Source organism: Alicyclobacillus sp. ALC3, from assembly GCF_028751195.1.
In the GTDB taxonomy this organism is placed as follows: domain Bacteria; phylum Bacillota; class Bacilli; order Alicyclobacillales; family Alicyclobacillaceae; genus Alicyclobacillus_L.
Genome location: NZ_CP066784.1, coordinates 1,873,285 through 1,889,218 on the forward strand (window position 1 = coordinate 1,873,285; position 15,934 = coordinate 1,889,218).

At 60.1% G+C, this 15,934-nt stretch carries 15 protein-coding genes; 5 read left to right on the plus strand and 10 right to left on the minus strand.

The genetic code is table 11. The annotated features are described in order from the left end of the window. Positions 1-238: 238 nt before the first annotated feature. Both JC200_RS08795 and JC200_RS08800 read left to right on the plus strand, forming a co-directional pair. Positions 239-1,228, plus strand: a complete 990-nt coding sequence (locus JC200_RS08795; RefSeq protein ID WP_274435888.1) for an ATP-binding cassette domain-containing protein — start codon at positions 239-241, stop codon at positions 1,226-1,228. After that, complete coding sequence (locus JC200_RS08800; RefSeq protein ID WP_274435889.1) at positions 1,219-3,093, plus strand: ATP-binding cassette domain-containing protein; 1,875 nt, start codon at positions 1,219-1,221, stop codon at positions 3,091-3,093. The genes JC200_RS08795 and JC200_RS08800 overlap by 10 nt, the downstream gene beginning before the upstream one ends. A 15-nt stretch (positions 3,094-3,108) precedes the next feature. Here the strand turns inward: JC200_RS08800 and lepB are convergent, their stop codons facing one another. The 4 genes from lepB to JC200_RS08820 form a co-directional block, all read right to left on the minus strand. Continuing rightward, on the minus strand, positions 3,109-3,621 hold the full coding sequence (gene lepB, locus JC200_RS08805) for a signal peptidase I (RefSeq protein WP_274435890.1): 513 nt from the start codon (positions 3,619-3,621) through the stop codon (positions 3,109-3,111). Between the two features lie 130 nt (positions 3,622-3,751). After that, positions 3,752-4,069 (minus strand): 4a-hydroxytetrahydrobiopterin dehydratase, encoded by a 318-nt coding sequence (locus tag JC200_RS08810; protein WP_274435891.1) that lies wholly within the window; start codon positions 4,067-4,069, stop codon positions 3,752-3,754. A gap of 5 nt (positions 4,070-4,074) precedes the next feature. Then, positions 4,075-4,992 carry a DMT family transporter gene (locus tag JC200_RS08815; RefSeq protein WP_274435892.1) on the minus strand — a complete coding sequence of 306 codons (918 nt, stop codon included), beginning with the start codon at positions 4,990-4,992 and terminating at the stop codon, positions 4,075-4,077. 97 nt (positions 4,993-5,089) lie between these two features. Beyond that, positions 5,090-6,073 carry an NAD(P)H-quinone oxidoreductase gene (locus tag JC200_RS08820; RefSeq protein WP_274435893.1) on the minus strand — a complete coding sequence of 328 codons (984 nt, stop codon included), beginning with the start codon at positions 6,071-6,073 and terminating at the stop codon, positions 5,090-5,092. Between the two features lie 167 nt (positions 6,074-6,240). Here JC200_RS08820 and JC200_RS08825 point away from each other — a divergent pair, with 167 nt between their 5' ends. Then, positions 6,241-6,840 carry a TVP38/TMEM64 family protein gene (locus JC200_RS08825; RefSeq protein WP_274435894.1) on the plus strand — a complete coding sequence of 200 codons (600 nt, stop codon included), beginning with the start codon at positions 6,241-6,243 and terminating at the stop codon, positions 6,838-6,840. 5 nt (positions 6,841-6,845) lie between these two features. After that, positions 6,846-8,087, plus strand: a complete 1,242-nt coding sequence (locus JC200_RS08830) for an MFS transporter (protein WP_274435895.1) — start codon at positions 6,846-6,848, stop codon at positions 8,085-8,087. A gap of 180 nt (positions 8,088-8,267) precedes the next feature. On the opposite strand, the gene JC200_RS08835 is transcribed toward JC200_RS08830, so the two are convergent. The 5 genes from JC200_RS08835 to JC200_RS08855 form a co-directional block, all read right to left on the minus strand. Beyond that, entirely contained in the window at positions 8,268-9,179 is a 912-nt protein-coding gene (locus JC200_RS08835; RefSeq protein WP_274435896.1) for a sirohydrochlorin chelatase, read from the minus strand. Next, positions 9,176-10,630 (minus strand): uroporphyrinogen-III C-methyltransferase, encoded by a 1,455-nt coding sequence (gene cobA / locus JC200_RS08840; RefSeq protein WP_274435897.1) that lies wholly within the window; start codon positions 10,628-10,630, stop codon positions 9,176-9,178. Before cobA ends, JC200_RS08835 begins: the two co-directional genes overlap by 4 nt. Then, positions 10,627-12,387 carry an NADPH-dependent assimilatory sulfite reductase hemoprotein subunit gene (locus tag JC200_RS08845; protein ID WP_274435898.1) on the minus strand — a complete coding sequence of 587 codons (1,761 nt, stop codon included), beginning with the start codon at positions 12,385-12,387 and terminating at the stop codon, positions 10,627-10,629. The genes cobA and JC200_RS08845 overlap by 4 nt, the downstream gene beginning before the upstream one ends. Then, positions 12,377-13,552, minus strand: coding sequence for a sulfate adenylyltransferase (sat, locus tag JC200_RS08850; RefSeq protein WP_443111882.1), 1,176 nt, complete (start codon positions 13,550-13,552; stop codon positions 12,377-12,379). The genes JC200_RS08845 and sat overlap by 11 nt, the downstream gene beginning before the upstream one ends. Positions 13,553-13,658: 106 nt before the next feature. Beyond that, on the minus strand, positions 13,659-14,354 hold the full coding sequence (locus JC200_RS08855) for a phosphoadenylyl-sulfate reductase (RefSeq protein WP_274436505.1): 696 nt from the start codon (positions 14,352-14,354) through the stop codon (positions 13,659-13,661). A gap of 346 nt (positions 14,355-14,700) precedes the next feature. On the opposite strand from JC200_RS08855, the gene JC200_RS08860 reads away from it, so the two are divergent. Continuing rightward, positions 14,701-15,237 (plus strand): NUDIX hydrolase, encoded by a 537-nt coding sequence (locus tag JC200_RS08860; protein ID WP_274435899.1) that lies wholly within the window; start codon positions 14,701-14,703, stop codon positions 15,235-15,237. Here JC200_RS08860 and JC200_RS08865 read toward each other — a convergent pair. Further along, positions 15,234-15,770, minus strand: coding sequence for a GNAT family N-acetyltransferase (locus JC200_RS08865; protein WP_274435900.1), 537 nt, complete (start codon positions 15,768-15,770; stop codon positions 15,234-15,236). The two genes, JC200_RS08860 and JC200_RS08865, sit on opposite strands and share 4 nt — an antisense overlap. Positions 15,771-15,934 lie beyond the last annotated feature (164 nt).

Genomic DNA, 15,934 nt, shown 5'->3' on the forward strand with positions numbered 1-15,934 from the left:
CTTATCGCAGCCCCGCGGCTCCCCACGCTCCATACATCCATCGCAGCCCCGCGACTCCCCACGCTCCATACATCCATCGCAGCCCCGCGACTGTCCCAGCTGCCCGGGCACAGCTACCGGTCTGGGGTGCCGTTGCGTCCCTCCAGCCAATTTGTTAACTTTATACCATCGCTGTGTTAACAATTAAGAGGTGCCTATCTCCTCCGAGGCCCCTTATCTGTCCCGAGGTGCCTGTCCTATGAGTCCAACAGATGTTGCAGCAACGGGCACGTTGCACAAGTCCACAACCTCACCACCACCCATGTTCCCACTCTGTGTCGATCGCGTATCTGTCTCCTTTCATACCGCTGATGGCTTTCGTCCTGTGCTCTCCGACTTGTCATTTACGATCGAACGCGGAGAGTGGTTGGCTGTCACCGGTCCGAATGGCAGCGGCAAGAGCACGTTGGGGAAGGTCCTGGCAGGGCTGCTCGCGACATCGCGAGGAAAGGTGCGGTTTGCGGGCGCCGCAGAACACACCCCAGAACACGCTTCAGCTCAGGCACAGGCACAGGCACAGGCACAGGCACAGGCACAGGCACAGGCACAGGCACAGATGCCAGCGCAGACTCCCTCCCTCTCAAATCACGTTCAACTTGTGTTTCAGAATCCGGACGCCCAAATTGTCGGAGCCACAGTCGAAGAGGACCTTCGCTTCGGCCTCGAAAACCACGCGGTGCCTGGTTCTCAAGCGCCTGCCCGGATGAAACTCGCGCTACAACGCGCTGGTCTGTCACTGCCGCTTGACCAGCCGACCGACACGCTGTCTGGCGGGCAGAAGCAGCGGCTCGCAGTTGCAAGCGCACTGGCCGTGGACGTACCGGTGCTAGTGTTCGACGAGCCAACTTCCATGCTCGATCCCGTTCACCAACGGCACCTGCTGAACACCGTCCGTCAGTTGTGCGCAGACGGTCACGCAGTCGTGTGGATCACGCAGCGGCTCGAGGAACTTGCCGCCGCTGACCGGGTGCTGGCCCTCTCCGCAGGGCAGGTTGCGTTCTCCGGCGACCCGCGGAGTTTCTTTTCTGGCCCGTGTCAGGAGATCGGCTTTCCCCTGCCGTACATCGCAGCCGTCGCACAGGCATGCGCAGTACGCGACTTGCCGACGGCCGGCGCACTGACCGTCGAATCACTGGTCGAATCACTCGTCAAATCACAGGTGAAGGCGGTGACACCAGAGTGCCAGTAGTCGTCGAAGGCGTTCGTGTGTTGCCGCCTCGCAGCCGTGATCCGATTCCTGGCGAGCTGAACTGTACCTTTTTGGATGGGCACGTGACCCTCGTCGTCGGCACCTCTGGCGCTGGCAAGTCTAGTTTGCTACGGGCTGCTGCTGGTGTGTGGCCACTGGCGAAGGGCCGCGTTCGATACGATGAGGCAATCCTCTGGGAGGGGGACGGAAAGCGCCTCAACCAAACGGTGCAACAACGGATCGGCTACGTGTTCCAACAGCCCGAGGACCAACTGTTTGCGCGAACCGTGAGAGACGAACTCGTGTACTCCCTGCGTCCATATAACTTGCCGTCAATGGAAGTCGAACGCCGCATTGCCACTGCGATCTCGGATTTTCACCTAGACCCTGCTGTCCTCCACGAGTCACCGCTCAGTTTGAGCGCTGGACAGAAACGGCGTGTGGCGATGGCGGCGACAGTGGCGACGGGCGCCGACTGGCTGTGGTTCGACGAGCCCACAGCCGGGCTTGACCCGATGTCTGTGGGCTCGTTCGTGACCCTTGTAAAAACCCTCGTGTCCAGCAGGCGCGATTCGGGGCGAGGAGGCATCGTCATTGCCACGCACGACCTAGACTGGCTCCTCCCGATCGCTACTGACCTGGTGATACTTGAATGCGGCAGTGTCTGTTGGTCCGGCCCCGTAACATCTGCACTTGAAACCCCTCACCCGTGGCAGACGGCCGGGGTCGGCTTGCCCGACCGGATTGCTCTCGCGATCGCGTTGCACGAGGCGGGATGGACTCACGTTCCGACGCTTGCTGACCCGGACGCTTTGGCAGATGCCATTGTAGCTGAAACGCCCCCGCTGCGAGAGGAGAAGACCGCTCGCCCTGCCATCGCCGACCTGGGCATGATGCGCTTTGACCTACACGCACCTCCGCTTTCCAGCGGGGCCGACCAGACCGAACCGTCTCCGCCGACCAGTGCCCAGCCTGCGCAGCCACACCAGCCTGACCAGGCACCCCGACCTGGCCTGCCAGGCCAGGTTCCCTGGAGCACCCACTCTCCTGTGTCACCGCCTGCGCAGACAGCAGCGGTGTGGCGCCGCGGTTGGTTGGATGGTTTCGACCCTCGCGCTAAGTGGGTGTTCGTTGTTCTCGCATCCGTCGCCGTCTTAGTTCAGACGACCTGGCTCGGAATCGGGCTGGCGGCACTCTGCACGGTGGTGGTTGCAGCGTCTGCTGGGTTGTCCCTGCGCCAGACAGTGCAGGCGCTGCGGCCGTTGTTATGGGTCGCGGCGGCTTCCGGCGTCGTGTCCGGGCTCCGCTTCGGGCACACGACTGCCGGGTTATGGCACGTCGGCCCAGTGGCTTACGCGTTCCACTCTGCCTCACTGACGCTAACGCAAATGGCGAAGGTGATGGTCGTCGTGGTGCTCGGTAGCCTATTGTCAACCACGACGAGCACACTCGCTATGAAAAAAGGCCTGGAGCGCGGCCTCGCACCGCTCGCGAAGATTGGGCTGCCCGTCAGTGCCTTCGCTCTCGCTGCCGCCCTCATGCTGCGCTTTATTCCGCTGATTTTCCGTGAGACAGACCGGTTCGCGCTGATCGCTCGGGTGCGTGGGAAGTACCCCACCCGCGGCAACAGCCTGCGCCTGCGTGACACTCCGTCACTACTCGTACCACTGCTGCTGTCAGTGCTACGGCTTGGCGAGGATGTCGCGCTGGCGATCGAGGCGCGGGGCTACAGCCGGGATCGCCTGTGGAACCGGACTTTCACAGTCGAGCGGGAACCGCTCAGAAGGGTTGAGTGGGGACTGATGGGGATAGGGTTGCTGTGGCTCGTCATGTTCCTCGTCGTGAGTCATGCCCTGCACCGGTAAATGGGGGCCAAGCCGTTACTGCATAATTGGCCCCCACTTGGAAAACGGGAAAATGACAGCGTCCGCCTGCCCGATAATCGCGGAACGGGCGACGTAGTGGTGGACCCAAAACCGGCTGTCATAGGAAACCGGGCGGTTGTCGCCCATCATGAAGTAGTGTCCTTGGGGTACGTGATAAGTGCCAAGGCCATGGACGTTTGGACCGTGTGGCCACGGCTGATTGAGTAAGTGCCCGTTGATGTATACCTGGTTGTACGTAATCGTCACCGTATCGCCTGGCATGCCAATCACGCGCTTGACGTAAATTTGACTCGGGTCGTCCGGAAAGTGAAACAACACGACTTCACCGCGGTAGATATGGCCCAGTTCAGTCGATACACGATCCACGAAGATATAACATGGAGCGGGGATGGTTGGGCTCATCGAATCAGTGGGGACATCGGCCGCATAGGCCACGTAATGGTGAAGCCCAAATGCGATGACGACACCAATCACGGCAGGGTAAATCCAACTCCACGTGGATTTCATCCAGTTCGTAGGAGGTCCCCCTCTCTGTAAGTTAGCAGCCCCAAAAACCACACGCCGGCCAAGCGTTCGAAACCTCTTCAGTATAGCAAAATCCACCGGAGGTCAGCTGTGTCTCCTACTGCTCTATCTCCTACTGCTCTGGTTGCTGTGCGTTCGTCACCATCTCTCGGTACATCCCGTCTACCAGCTCTGCCTCTGTAAAATCATCGTCCGTTAAGCCACCTGCGTGCCAACTGGTCAGTCGCACCGTGACTAACTTGAAGTCAACCGCGATAAACGGGTGGTGATTGCGCGCCTCTGCGAGCTCTGCAACAGCGTTCACAAATGCGATCGCTGATCGGAACGACCCAAACCGGTAGCGCCGCAAGATGGTCTTGTCCTCCCGTTTCCAATCGGGTAGGTTCGTCAGACTGCGTGCGATGGCGGCTTCTTCCAACTTCTCTGCCACATTTTTCACCCCTCTTGAGACGGCGCTTCAGCGTAGACCGTTACAGCGTTTGGCACCGTCTTGTCATGTCCCCACAAACTTGTGACAATCACGCCGGCAGTGGCGAGGGCGCCGCCCAGAATTGAAATGAGATGCGGTACCTCGCCGATCCAAATCCACGCCACGACTATCGCCAGCACAGGTTCGAGGTACAGCGCGCTCGTGACGACCCCCGCACGCCCAGCTGACAAGGCAATCGCCCACGCTCCGTAGGCAATGGCCGCCGGGAAGACGCCGATGTAGAGGATGGTCAGGGTCCCGCTAACGGGTACCCGCGCAATTTGGTGGATGAGCCCAGGTGTGAACCAAAGCATCGGGATCGTCCCAAACCAAGTAAAGTACGCCGACATGTCAATGGGCGAATAGCGCGTATACAACGCCTTCTGATAGACGAAGAAGAACGACGTACCGACGGCAGCAAGTACAAGCAACATCGCGCCGTACGTAAAACTCGGGGAGTGGCCGGACGCAAACGCAATGACAGCGACTCCTCCAAAGCCAAGTCCAATCCCCAGCCAGCCGAAGCGGTTAAGGCGTTCGGAAAGCGCGAACACGGCAATGAGCGCGGTGAACGCAGGTGCGCTCGCGATGATTAAGCTGGCTGTGCCAGCTTGCACCGTGCGTTCGCCGAACGTCAGGGCAATGTGGTACACCGAGATCCCGGAAAATCCGAGCACAGCGATGAACGGGATGTCGCGCAGACGCGGCACCGCAATTCTGCGCACTGCCGCGTAAATGGCAAACACGGCTGAAGCGCTGAGGAAGCGAATCAATACCACGTGTCCCGCTGTGTAACCGGCAGCGAGGCCGACGCGGATGCCTGCGAAGGCAGAAGACCACAAGAGCAACGTCACTGATGCGGCCACCATGGCCTTCACATTCATCGATGTCGCTTCCTTCCGAAGAGACCTAACACTGTGCGGTAGGGCGCCAACCAGGCAGGTCAATGCCTGGCCAGCGCCCGCACCAAGTGCAATTCCACTAAGATACGCGCAAGACGATCTTGCCAGTGTTGGCGTTAGATGCCATATACGCGTGTGCCGCTTGAACTTCGGTCCAGTCAAAGACACGGTCGACGACTGGCTTCAACCGACCATCCGCAAAGCGCGGCAACGCAAACGCTGCAAAGTCTTGCGTCAACTGAATCTTGTACGAACGGCTGCGTGAACGTAGGGCCGTTCCGATAATCTGCAGACGGCGTCGCAGAATTTCACCGAGGTTCAGTGTCGAAACGTCAGTGCCGCCCATCGTACCGATGACTACCAAGCGGCCATCAACGGCCAGCGAAGTAATGTTCTGTTCAAAATAGGGTTCGCCGATAAAGTCGAGGATAATGTCAACGCCGCGGCCGTCAGTCCGCTCGTGCACCCAGGAAGCGAACGGTCCGTTTTTGTAGTTCCAACCTGCCGTGGCGCCGAGTTGGATACACTGATTCAGCTTGTCCGACGATCCCGCTGTCACCATCGACGTCGCGCCCGCCTCGCGAATCAACTGGATGGCGGCGGTGCCGACTCCGCTCGCGCCAGCGTGGACAAGTATTTTGTCGTCAGCCTGCATTCCTGCCAAGCGAAACAGATTGAGATACGCCGTCAAAAACACTTCCGGTATTGCCGCCGCCTGTTCGAAGGTCATATCGTCGGGAATGCGCATCGCCATGCCCGCCGGAACTGCGACGAGTTCAGCGTAGCCCCCGCCCGGCAACAAGGCGCAAACGCGATCACCACGTTTCCAGCCTGAAACGGCCGGCCCCGCGTGTACAACTTCCCCTGCCATCTCAAGGCCAAGGATGTCGGATGTGCCCTTAGGCGCTGGATATCCACCCATTCTCTGTAACAAATCGGCGCGATTCAGTGCCGTGGCGCGCACGCGCACCAACAGTTCGCTTTCGCCAATGACCGGATCGGGCGCCGTACCTAGCGAAAGTACTTCGGGACCGCCAAATCCGTCCATCAGTACAGCTTTCACGCGCACCTCACCCCCTCATGTTGTTCAAGACAACGATACACGCCCCTAAGAAACGCCGCAAGTGAGGGTCCACGGTCGAACAGTGATTTTCCACTCGACAGTCATCAGGTACAATGAACACATTAACGTGGGCCTCAGAACCACGCATGCTCTAGAGAGGACTTTCCATGCTGTCACACCTGCACACCTGGTACCACCTCATCTCTCACGGTGGCTCGGCTGCCGCTGTCATTGGCTTCATCCTCATCGTGATTGTCTCGTTTCTTCCCGTCCTGCCGATCCCGCTGATTGCCGCGGCAGTCGGCGCGGTTGACCCGCTGCCCCTCGCCATTGTGTCCACCTGGTTGGGCGCGTGCGCAGGTGCGCTTGCGAAGTTTTTTCTTGAACGCCTGGTCTTGCGCAGACCCGTCCATCACTGGCTCGGACGCTATCGCGCGTGGCAGTCCGTGGTCGCGTACGTCGAGCGCCACGGCTTTTACGCTGTGTTAGTGACTCGGCTCATCCCGGTCTTCCCCTCCTCTGTCGTCAACACTGCCGGAGCCGTGACAGGCATTTCGAAGTCGCAGTTTGTGATTGCCACGCTCATCGGCAAACTCCCCACGATGGTGGTGTTTACAGTGGCCGGTTCACAGCTGACGACGCACTTTTGGGGCACCATGGCGTGGCTGACCGTCTACGGCGTCGCCGTCGCTGGCGCTGTCTGGTGGCTGCAGCGCGTGCTGCGCTCGCGCGTTTCTGACGGTCGCGGCGAGGAACCGGAGGGCTGACACAAATGACACTGTGGAAGCACCGCGATTTTCTGAAACTGTGGAGCGGGCAGACCGTGTCAGAAATCGGATCACGCATCACCCGCGAAGGTCTCCCCATGCTCGCCGTCCTTTCGATGGGCGTCACGCCGTTGTCGATGAGCGGCCTTAGCCTTGCGACGAAGCTTCCTGCAGCGGCGTTCGGTCTGTTCATCGGCGTCATCGTCGACCGATTCGCGCGACGCCCACTGATGCTTGCGGCTGACGTACTGCGAGCTTGTCTGCTGCTGCTCGTCCCTGTGCTCGCTCTCACCGGCCATCTTCACTTATGGGTGCTCTATGCTGTGGCGGGTTGCTCCAGCATTTTGTCGCTTCTGTTCGATGTCTCCTATCAAGCCTATGTACCTTGGCTGATTGGCCGCGACCGGCTAGTCGAAGGCAACACTAAGCTCAGTGTGACCGCGTCCTTCGCTGAAGCTGTCGGTCCCGGATTGACCGGGTTGCTCGTACAGGCTTTAACGGCACCAATTGCGGTCGGAATTGACGCGCTCAGCTACCTGTTCTCTGCAAGTTCGCTGATCAGCGTGCGAGGGCGGGAACACAGGCCGGAACGTCACGTTCACGCCTTACAACAGCCGTTGCGTCAGGAGTTTGTAGAGGGCTTACGGGTGATTGGCAACAACCGCGTACTTTTCGCTCTGACCGGAGCGATGGCGACATACGGGTTCGCCAGCAGCGCCATCTTCGTGCTCGACACGCTGTACGCACTACGGACTCTCGGGCTTTCACCGTTTTGGTTCGGCGTCACAGTCACCATGGGAGGCTTCGGCTCGCTGCTCGGTGCGGCGGTCGCAGGCCGTACCGCCAAGCGCTTTGGGCTTGGCCGCACGATGGTTGTCTCGCTGTTTGTACAAGCTTCAGCCGGCGGCTTCTGGTTGCTCGCTGGCGGCCCCATTTGGCGGTCAGTCGCCTGCCTGTTCGCTGCCCAGCTGATTGGCGACACAGCTGGCACGATGTACGAAATTTTCGATACGACACTGCGCCAAACGCTGACAAGCGATCACCTGCTAGGACGGGTCAACGCGACCATGCGAGGCCTGGATATTGGCATGACGGCCCTCGGGACGCTGGGGGCGGGCCTAGTCGGCCAGGCCATCGGGATTCGCTCGACCATGGGACTTGCCGTCGCAGGCATGCTGCTCTCTGGGCTGTGGGTGCTCTACTCGCCAGTCCGACGTCTCGTCAAAATGCCACAGGCCACAGGCTGACGCCTCGTGACGAGCGGGGAGGCCATGCGCGACGTGTGGGCGGGGAGGCCATGCGTGACGTGTGGGCGGGGAGGCGACAGACCCGTAAGCCTCGTTGACGCGTTTAGCGACATAATCGACACGTTCAGCAGCGCGATCACGCCACTTCAACGCGCGTAGCTCCACGCCTCCACGCCTCCTCTACTCGTCCCACTTGCTGCGCACCGTCGTCGCCACCAACTCTTGCCCTGGCCGACCGGAGCCGAAGGCGAACGCCAGCGCGCGGCATGCGACACGCTCGACGAGCCCAGGATGGCAGCCCAGGTGGTCCGCCATCGTCAGGCACACGCCGTCGGGTAGAGCGCCAAGCAACTGGCCATGCAACGCCCGCACCAGCCGACCCGTGAACCACAGATACGGCAGCGCGACCACGCGTTGCAGGCGACTGGACCGAGCCAGTAGCTCCCGCGCGGCAGCGTGCACGTCAGGGCCCGGTCCCGCCAAGAAGGCCGAGGCCCAGTTGCCAATTCCGGACGTACGCGCAACCACCGCAGCGACTGCCGCAGCAACCGCAAGTGCATCCGCGCGAGCTGCAGGGTCTGTGCCGCCGCGCCCGACGAAGAGGAGTGCAGCGCCATCGTTTGCCACCACGTTGTGCCCCTGTACACCAGTCGGCAGCCTAGCGCCCGCGTGGGCAAATTGCCCATCGCCCGCCATCACGACTGCCTGCACGCGGGCAGCAGCAACTTCGATGAACACTTCGTCTTGGCCAATCGGCGGCACTACGTCAACAGGAAGATGGACGCCTGAGCGCCGCGCTTGGTCAATCAGCCCGGGGATGTCTTGCTTGGCATGGCCCGCCTCGAACAGCAACAGGGGCACTAGCACGACGCGTTCGACCCCCGCCTCGGCACAGGCGGCGAGGGTCGTGGGTACATCGGGATCGCAAAGTTCGAGGAAAGCCCGCTCCACGCACAGTTCCCCTGGCGCGAGGCCAAATTGGGGCGAACGCGCCAGGATGACCCGGTTCACCTCGTCGCAAAAACGGTGAAACTCGGACACGCCCGCGGTGTCGCGGGTGCCGTGACTGAGGAGGACAATCGCCGTGATCACGCACGTCCACCCACCGCGACCGGACTCAGGCCGTACCCTGGCCGTGTCTGGTTCGCGCCGAGCATTTCGCTCACGCCGTGCCAGCAGAGCGCCGCACAGAGATCCACTTTTGACGGCAAACTGCACCCCAGGTTGCTTGCGGCCCGTGTCAAGCTATTCCACGCGATCTCGGATGTCACCCAGACCGCGTCCACATCTCCGGTGCTGAGCACTTCCGCGACGTGGCGCGGCAGGGTAAAACCTTCTGCGTAAGCCGACGTATCAGCCGAGTCCGACAGGGCAGCATCCGGGATGAGCCCGAGCGAGAGCAGCACCTTGGCGGCGGTCGGCGTTGCCGCCAGCGTGACGCCAGCCAGGCGCCGCACGTCCGCCCCGGTCTCGGCCCACCGCCGGAAAAACAGCGCGGCGTCGAGGGCAGTCGCAAAGGACAGCCGACGCTCGCTGGTCTCGCTGGTCTCGCTGGTCGCCGAGCTCTGTCCGCTCGCCCGCGACAGCTTCGCTGCCAGCCCAACCTCAGCCGCCATTACGCCATGCTCACCCATCACCAGCGACACATCCGCTGCGACCGCGCCGTCGTTCACCATCGCTTCTCGCTCGGACGAAAACGTGACGAACTCCGCGCCGAGCGACTCCAACAGTTCGCCGGCTTGCGTGGCCTCGTGCTCCGTCTCGACAGCGAGGACGACTCTCTTCCCATGCAGTGAACGTTCTGTCACCCATGCGATGTCTGCGTGCATCAGGGCCGTCTCGCCAATGACAATCACGGCCGGTGCACCGAGGCCAGCCGACTCCACTTCGCAAGCGAGCGTGCCAAGTGTCGCGTGGACACTGCGCTGCATTGCGCGAGTACCCCACTGCACGGCGGCAGCAGGCAGGTCCACCGACACCCCACTGGCCGTGAGCACTGCTGCAATCTCGCGAAGGCGTCCCATGCCCATCAGCACGACGAGCGTGCCCCCAAGGCGCAGCAGGTCGACACATGCGGTGACGTCCGGGACCGTCAAATCCCCAGACTGCCCGGTCACAACCGCGAAGCCGCAAGATATGCCGCGAGCTGTCAGCGGGATGCCGGCGTAGGCCGGAACCGAAACAGCCGACGTGACACCGGGCACCACTTCAAACGTCACGCCGTGGCGGCCCATCCACTGCGCCTCCTCACCGCCGCGTCCGAAGACAAACGGATCGCCACCTTTGAGGCGTACGACCGTTTCGTGGCGCCCAGCGAGATCGACCAGCAACTCTTGAATCGCCTCCTGGGTCAGCGCGTGCCGGCCTGGGGACTTCCCGACATACACCTGCTCTGCCTGTCGCGGGACGAAGTCGAGCAACCGCGGGGAGATGAGGCGGTCGTACACCACAGCGTCAGCTGCGGACAAGAGGCGTCGACCGCGCGTCGTCAACAGGCCGGCGTCGCCCGGTCCCGCACCAACGAGGTAGACGCGACCGGTCATCGGAACCGCTCCAACCCGACCCGCTCACAGTAGTCGCCAAACCGCTCGCCAGCCTGTCGCTCATCGGCGTATGCAGCCACAACGGGGCGCACCGTGTTCGCCAACTCTTCCAGCGGCACAAGTTCGCGATAGAGTTGGTTGATGCGGGTTCCGAGCACATCCCCTGCGAGCATGACGTCGTACTTGCCCATCGAGCGGCCGACAAACGCGATGTCCGCGACATACGGGCGAGCGCATCCGTTCGGGCAGCCCGTCATGCGAATGCTGATGGGCTCATCCAAAATGCCAAACTCTGCGAACATCTCTTCAAACTTCGGGAGGACTTGTGGCAGCACGCGCTCCGACTCCGTCGTCGCAAGTCCACAGGTGGGCAGTGCGACGCAGGCCATCGCGTGCAGCTCCACCTTCGACAGTTCGCTTGGCAAGGCGACTCCAGCCGTTTGCAGACGAGCTTCAATCGCGACTCGGTCGGCCTCAGTCAAACCGGAGAAGATGAGGTTTTGCTGCGGCGTCAGATGCACAGTCGGCGAAAACTCGCGTACAATATCGCGCAGTGTCGACTTGAGCTTGCGATGCGGTAAGTCGGCAATGCGACCGCTCGGAATGTAGAGGCCGAGGTAGCCATGTCCATGATTGTCTGAGTGCCAGCCAAAGTGGTCGTCGGATGAAGTCCAAACAAGGTCTCGCGGCGGCGTTAAGGTGCGGCCGAGGCGCGACTCCAGTTCCGCGATGAACCAGTCCATACCTTTCGCGTCCAGCAGGTACTTGAAGCGCGCAAAACGCCGCTCGGACCGATTGCCGTAGTCGCGTTGAATGCCGACAATCGCCGTACAAGTCTCGACAAGCTCTGCGCGGGTGACAAACATCAGCGGTGTGGCAAGCCTTGGGTAGGTCTCTTTGACGCTTGCGGTCCGGCCCATACCGCCTCCAACCAGGACGGTGTAACCCTCTACCTTATCCCCCTGCCTGTGCGCGACCAGCCCGATGTCGTTGGCGTAGACGTCGATGCAGTTGTCGCCTTCGGGCGCAATGGCAAACTTGAACTTGCGCGGCAAGTAGGTCTCTCCATAAAACGGCTCTTCCTCCACGTCCGGTGTAACCTTCTCATCATCTAGCCAAATCTCGTGGTAGGCGTTTGTCTTTGCGCCAAAGCGGTCGACGAGCGCATCGAGGTCACTTTGCATCTGTCGATGGTAGAGGTCGTCGACAGGCTCTGGGCAGGTGTTGATGTTGCGCACTTGGTCACCACAACCGCCAAGTGTCGTGACGAGAGCGCTGTGAATGTCGGCGATGGTCGACTTCAGGTTGCCCTTCAGAATCCCGTGCAACTGGAAGGTCTGGCGTGTCGTGATACGCAAGGAGCCGCCGCCGTAAACGTCCGAGATTTGGTCGAACACCAGGTACTGCATAGCCGTCAGCTTGCCGCCGGGAATGCGCGCCCGAACCATCATGCTGTACGCTTTGTCTTTCCCTTCTTTGCGCAACTTTGCGCGAAGGTCGCGGTCGTCCTGCTGGTAGACGCCGTGAAACTTGAGCACCTGCACGTTGTCTTCCTCAAATTTGTGTGATCCGTCGATCAGCGCCTCAGTGATTGTTCCTCGCAGTTGTCGACTGTTTCGTTTGATTGTTTCCACTTTTGACTCTTCGGGGGACCGCACAGGCGGTGCATCTGCACCGCCTGCCGTGGCCACCGTCCCTTTGCTCGACACCCGTTCCGTCGCTTCGCCTGCACTGTCGATCTCGCTCTTATGACTCAACAGGTTTCACCTCCGCGAGCCCGGCTACGAGGACGTCCGCGACTTCCGGGCGGGTGAACTTCGGCGACGGCCGCTCGCCGCTGCGCAGAATCGCTCTCACCTTCGTGCCAGAGAGGATATAGCGGTCTTCGCTGCTGTGCGGACAGGTCTTCTCTGACGCCATCCCGTCACACTTCTCGCAGTAAAAACTGTTTTCAAAGAACATTGGTGCGATACCAAGTTCTTCTGGAGAAAAATTCGAGAAGATCTTTTGTGCGTCGTACGTCCCGTAGTAACTGCCTACACCAGCGTGGTCGCGACCGACGATGAAGTGCGTGCAGCCGTAGTTCTTGCGCACCATTGCGTGGAAGACTGCTTCGCGCGGTCCGGCGTAGCGCATCGCGGCCGGGTACGCGGCGAAAAACACGCGGTCTTTCGGGTAATATTTGGCGAGCAGTACCTTGTAACTCTTCATGCGCACATCGGCCGGTATGTCGTCAGATTTGGTCTGTCCCACCAGCGGGTTCAGGAACAGCGCATCGACAGTCTCCAGCGCGCACTTCTGAATGTACTCGTGCGCCCGGTGCACAGGGTTACGCGTCTGAAAACCGACCACCGTCTTCCAGCCTTTTTCTTGGAAGATCTCCCGAGTCTGTGCCGGGTCGTAGTAGCTCTCGGCGAACTGTTCATGCTGTTGGCGGCGCAAAAGCGTGATCGGCCCGGCTACGCACCAAGGGTCGCGAGCGAAGACGCGGGCGACACCTGGGTGCTCCAGTTCCGTCGTGCCAAAGGTCGCCGCCGACTCCCGTTCCGGGTCGCCTTTGAATACCTCTGTCACTTCGATCGTCCCGTAGATGTTGCCGTCTTCCGCCACCAGCGCCACATGCTGCCCGAGCGACAGTGTCTTTGCAGTCTCTTCACTGACTGGCAAGAGGATGGGAACTGTCCACACGGCGCCAGAAGGCAGCCGCATCGTGTCGAGGACGCTCTCCCACTCCGCCTTGTTCATGAAACCGGACAAAGGCGAAAATGCGCCAATACCGATTAACTCTAGGTCGGACAGTGTCCACGCCGAAATCGGCAGTCTGGGCCACTGTTCGGCTTCGCGCAACTTCTCCGTGGCCTCCGCCCCCGTTACCCAGCGGTTGATTAGCGTTCCTCCATGCGGTGTCGACAAACCTGCCAAACCAATGTCCTCCTTTGTAATCAGCGCAGCCCACGCATAGAGCGCGGCGCACTGTTCATCCATGTTTTCGGTTCAAGAATTCGATTCGGACTAGACGGGTTCGCCCTTACTTATGCAAACCGCACTCTGTCTTCTCAAAACCAGCCCAACGTCCGCTGCGGGGGTCTTGCCCAGGCTTGACTGGCTTCGTGCAGTGCAGGCAGCCGATGCTCGGATACCCTTGGTCGTGTAGCGGGTTATACGGGACATCGTTCGCGTGGATATAGTCCCACACATCGTCGGAAGTCCAAGCGGCAAGCGGGTTGGTTTTGACGAGACTGAACTTTTGGTCCCACTCGACAACCTTTGCATTCGCACGCGTCGGCGCCTGGTCACGGCGAATCCCCGTAATCCACCCGTCAAACGAAGCAAGTGCGCGCTCAAGCGGTTCTACTTTGCGCACGAAACAGCACTGATTTGGATCACGCGCCCACAGTTTGTCTCCATACTGCTGTGTTTGCTCCGGAAGACTCAGGCGTGACTTGACCTGAATCAAGTTCGGCAACCCGTATTTCGCGACTGAGCGGTCGCGCAGTGCGTAGGTTTCCGCAAATAGGACATCGGTATCAATATAGAACACTGAGCCCTCCGGGTCTACTTTCATCCACATGTCGACAAGTACCATGTCTTCCGCACCGAAGCTGCACGCCAATGCAACGTTCGGGACTCGTTCCTTAATCACATGCAAAATTTCGAGTGGGTCAGACCCATCCAGCGTACTGGCCAGGTACTCGATCTCCGCCTGTGTCAAGGTGCTCTCCAGAACTTCACTCACACACAACACCACCTATTCCGAGCTGTTTAATGTGTTTTAAGTTTCTTTAGTTTACTCAATCGCGCAGTGCGCGTCAATGGAGAATCGGTAATATGAGTGCACCGTCTCCGCAGCACGCCAATTGTCCACGACGGTTTTTGGCGCGCGACAGTTTATGACGCAATTCTGTAAGTTGTCACCACCAAACGGTGTTTGCGCCTGATTCTGTGGAACCAGAGCTGCTCCTGCCTGGCCTTTCGAGGCTAACGACTTCCACCGAGGTGTTTGCGCACCCCTTGTCCACCTTGCGAATTCATTGTACGCTAGCGTCAGTAGGCGAAACGGGGTGCACAGGGTGGGACACCTGCTACGGTATACAATCTGCTTTATACGATGTGGGGAAAGTGTCCTAATGCTAAACCGCAACCGAGCACCGAACATGGGGCTGTGGAACGGCGTGGGGGGAAAGTTGGAACCGACGGAAACGCCTCTGGAGGGAGTGCTTCGCGAGGTCCGCGAAGAGACAGGACTGCACCTTGAGAAGGCAGACTTTTCAGGTATTGTCACTTGGAACACTGGCGGGTCTGGGCGAGCCGGGATGTACGCATTTATGTCAGAGGTTGAGTCCCACATGCAGTGGTCTGGCGTGACACAGACACGGGAAGGGCTCTTGGAGTGGAAACCCAGTGACTGGGTCTTGCACCCGGACAACCACGGTGTTCCGGCGCACGTGTCTCGTTTCCTCACTCAAATGCTTCGCGATCGGTCGTGTTACGAGCACAAGTGCGAGTTCGAGGGCACACGCTTGGCCGGCTACACCATAGTTCCACTTGCTGAAGAGTTTTATCGGGAACACCGACTCCTCGCCGTCAGCGCCCGCGCACTGCGTTAATTCTCCCAGTCAAGCACTTCTTCCGGGTCTGCAAGCAAACGTCCGTAGTACTTCTCTGAGCGGAAGTTGTGGATCTCGCGGCAGATTGTCTTCATGTTGTGCAAGACAGACTTTTCCGCCACTTCACTTGGACTCCAGTAGTAGACGTCCATCGTGTACGGCTCGCCGTCCTCGTCCGACCGCGTATACGTTATGCGCTCGGCTCGCTTAAACCCGTTTCTTTCGTAAAACCGCACGCGCAAAAGCGTGTCAGTGTCCTCAACGTCGGGCAGTTCGACCTCCACAATCAGCGTCTTTCCACGTTGTTTGAAGCGGTCCAACAGGCGACTGCCGGTTCCCTTGCCTCTGGTCTGTGAATTCACCAACAGGTAGTCGATAAACAGAAAATCCGCGAACTCTGCATACGTGACGATAAACTCTGGGCTCTCCAGTTTCCGGTAAGCTTCGTGGTGATCGAGCAGATCGCGAAGCTGTCCGGGGTGTTTCATCTCGTGTTCGGGAAAGTAGTTCGCCAACCGCTCATACCAATCCATGTTCTCTCCTCCTTAATCATCTCTACAGCCGATTGATGCGCGTAAAAGCCGCGTCCGTGGAGCTGTTTCGGCGGGCATGAAGAGGTCTGATGGTTAGCATACCACAATCTGGAGGACGAACAAATTCCACCTCCCCCCAGTTCCATCGTACGTAACGCGCATAC

Excerpts from the sequence above, each read along its gene's own strand:
- JC200_RS08795 (WP_274435888.1), top strand. The coding sequence starts at position 239 with ATGAGTCCAACAGATGTTGCAGCAACGGGCACGTTGCACAAGTCCACA.
- lepB (WP_274435890.1), bottom strand. The coding sequence starts at position 3,621 with ATGAAATCCACGTGGAGTTGGATTTACCCTGCCGTGATTGGTGTCGTC.
- JC200_RS08815 (WP_274435892.1), bottom strand. The coding sequence starts at position 4,992 with ATGAATGTGAAGGCCATGGTGGCCGCATCAGTGACGTTGCTCTTGTGG.
- JC200_RS08825 (WP_274435894.1), top strand. The coding sequence starts at position 6,241 with ATGCTGTCACACCTGCACACCTGGTACCACCTCATCTCTCACGGTGGC.
- JC200_RS08830 (WP_274435895.1), top strand. The coding sequence starts at position 6,846 with ATGACACTGTGGAAGCACCGCGATTTTCTGAAACTGTGGAGCGGGCAG.
- cobA (WP_274435897.1), bottom strand. The coding sequence starts at position 10,630 with ATGACCGGTCGCGTCTACCTCGTTGGTGCGGGACCGGGCGACGCCGGC.
- JC200_RS08865 (WP_274435900.1), bottom strand. The coding sequence starts at position 15,770 with ATGGATTGGTATGAGCGGTTGGCGAACTACTTTCCCGAACACGAGATG.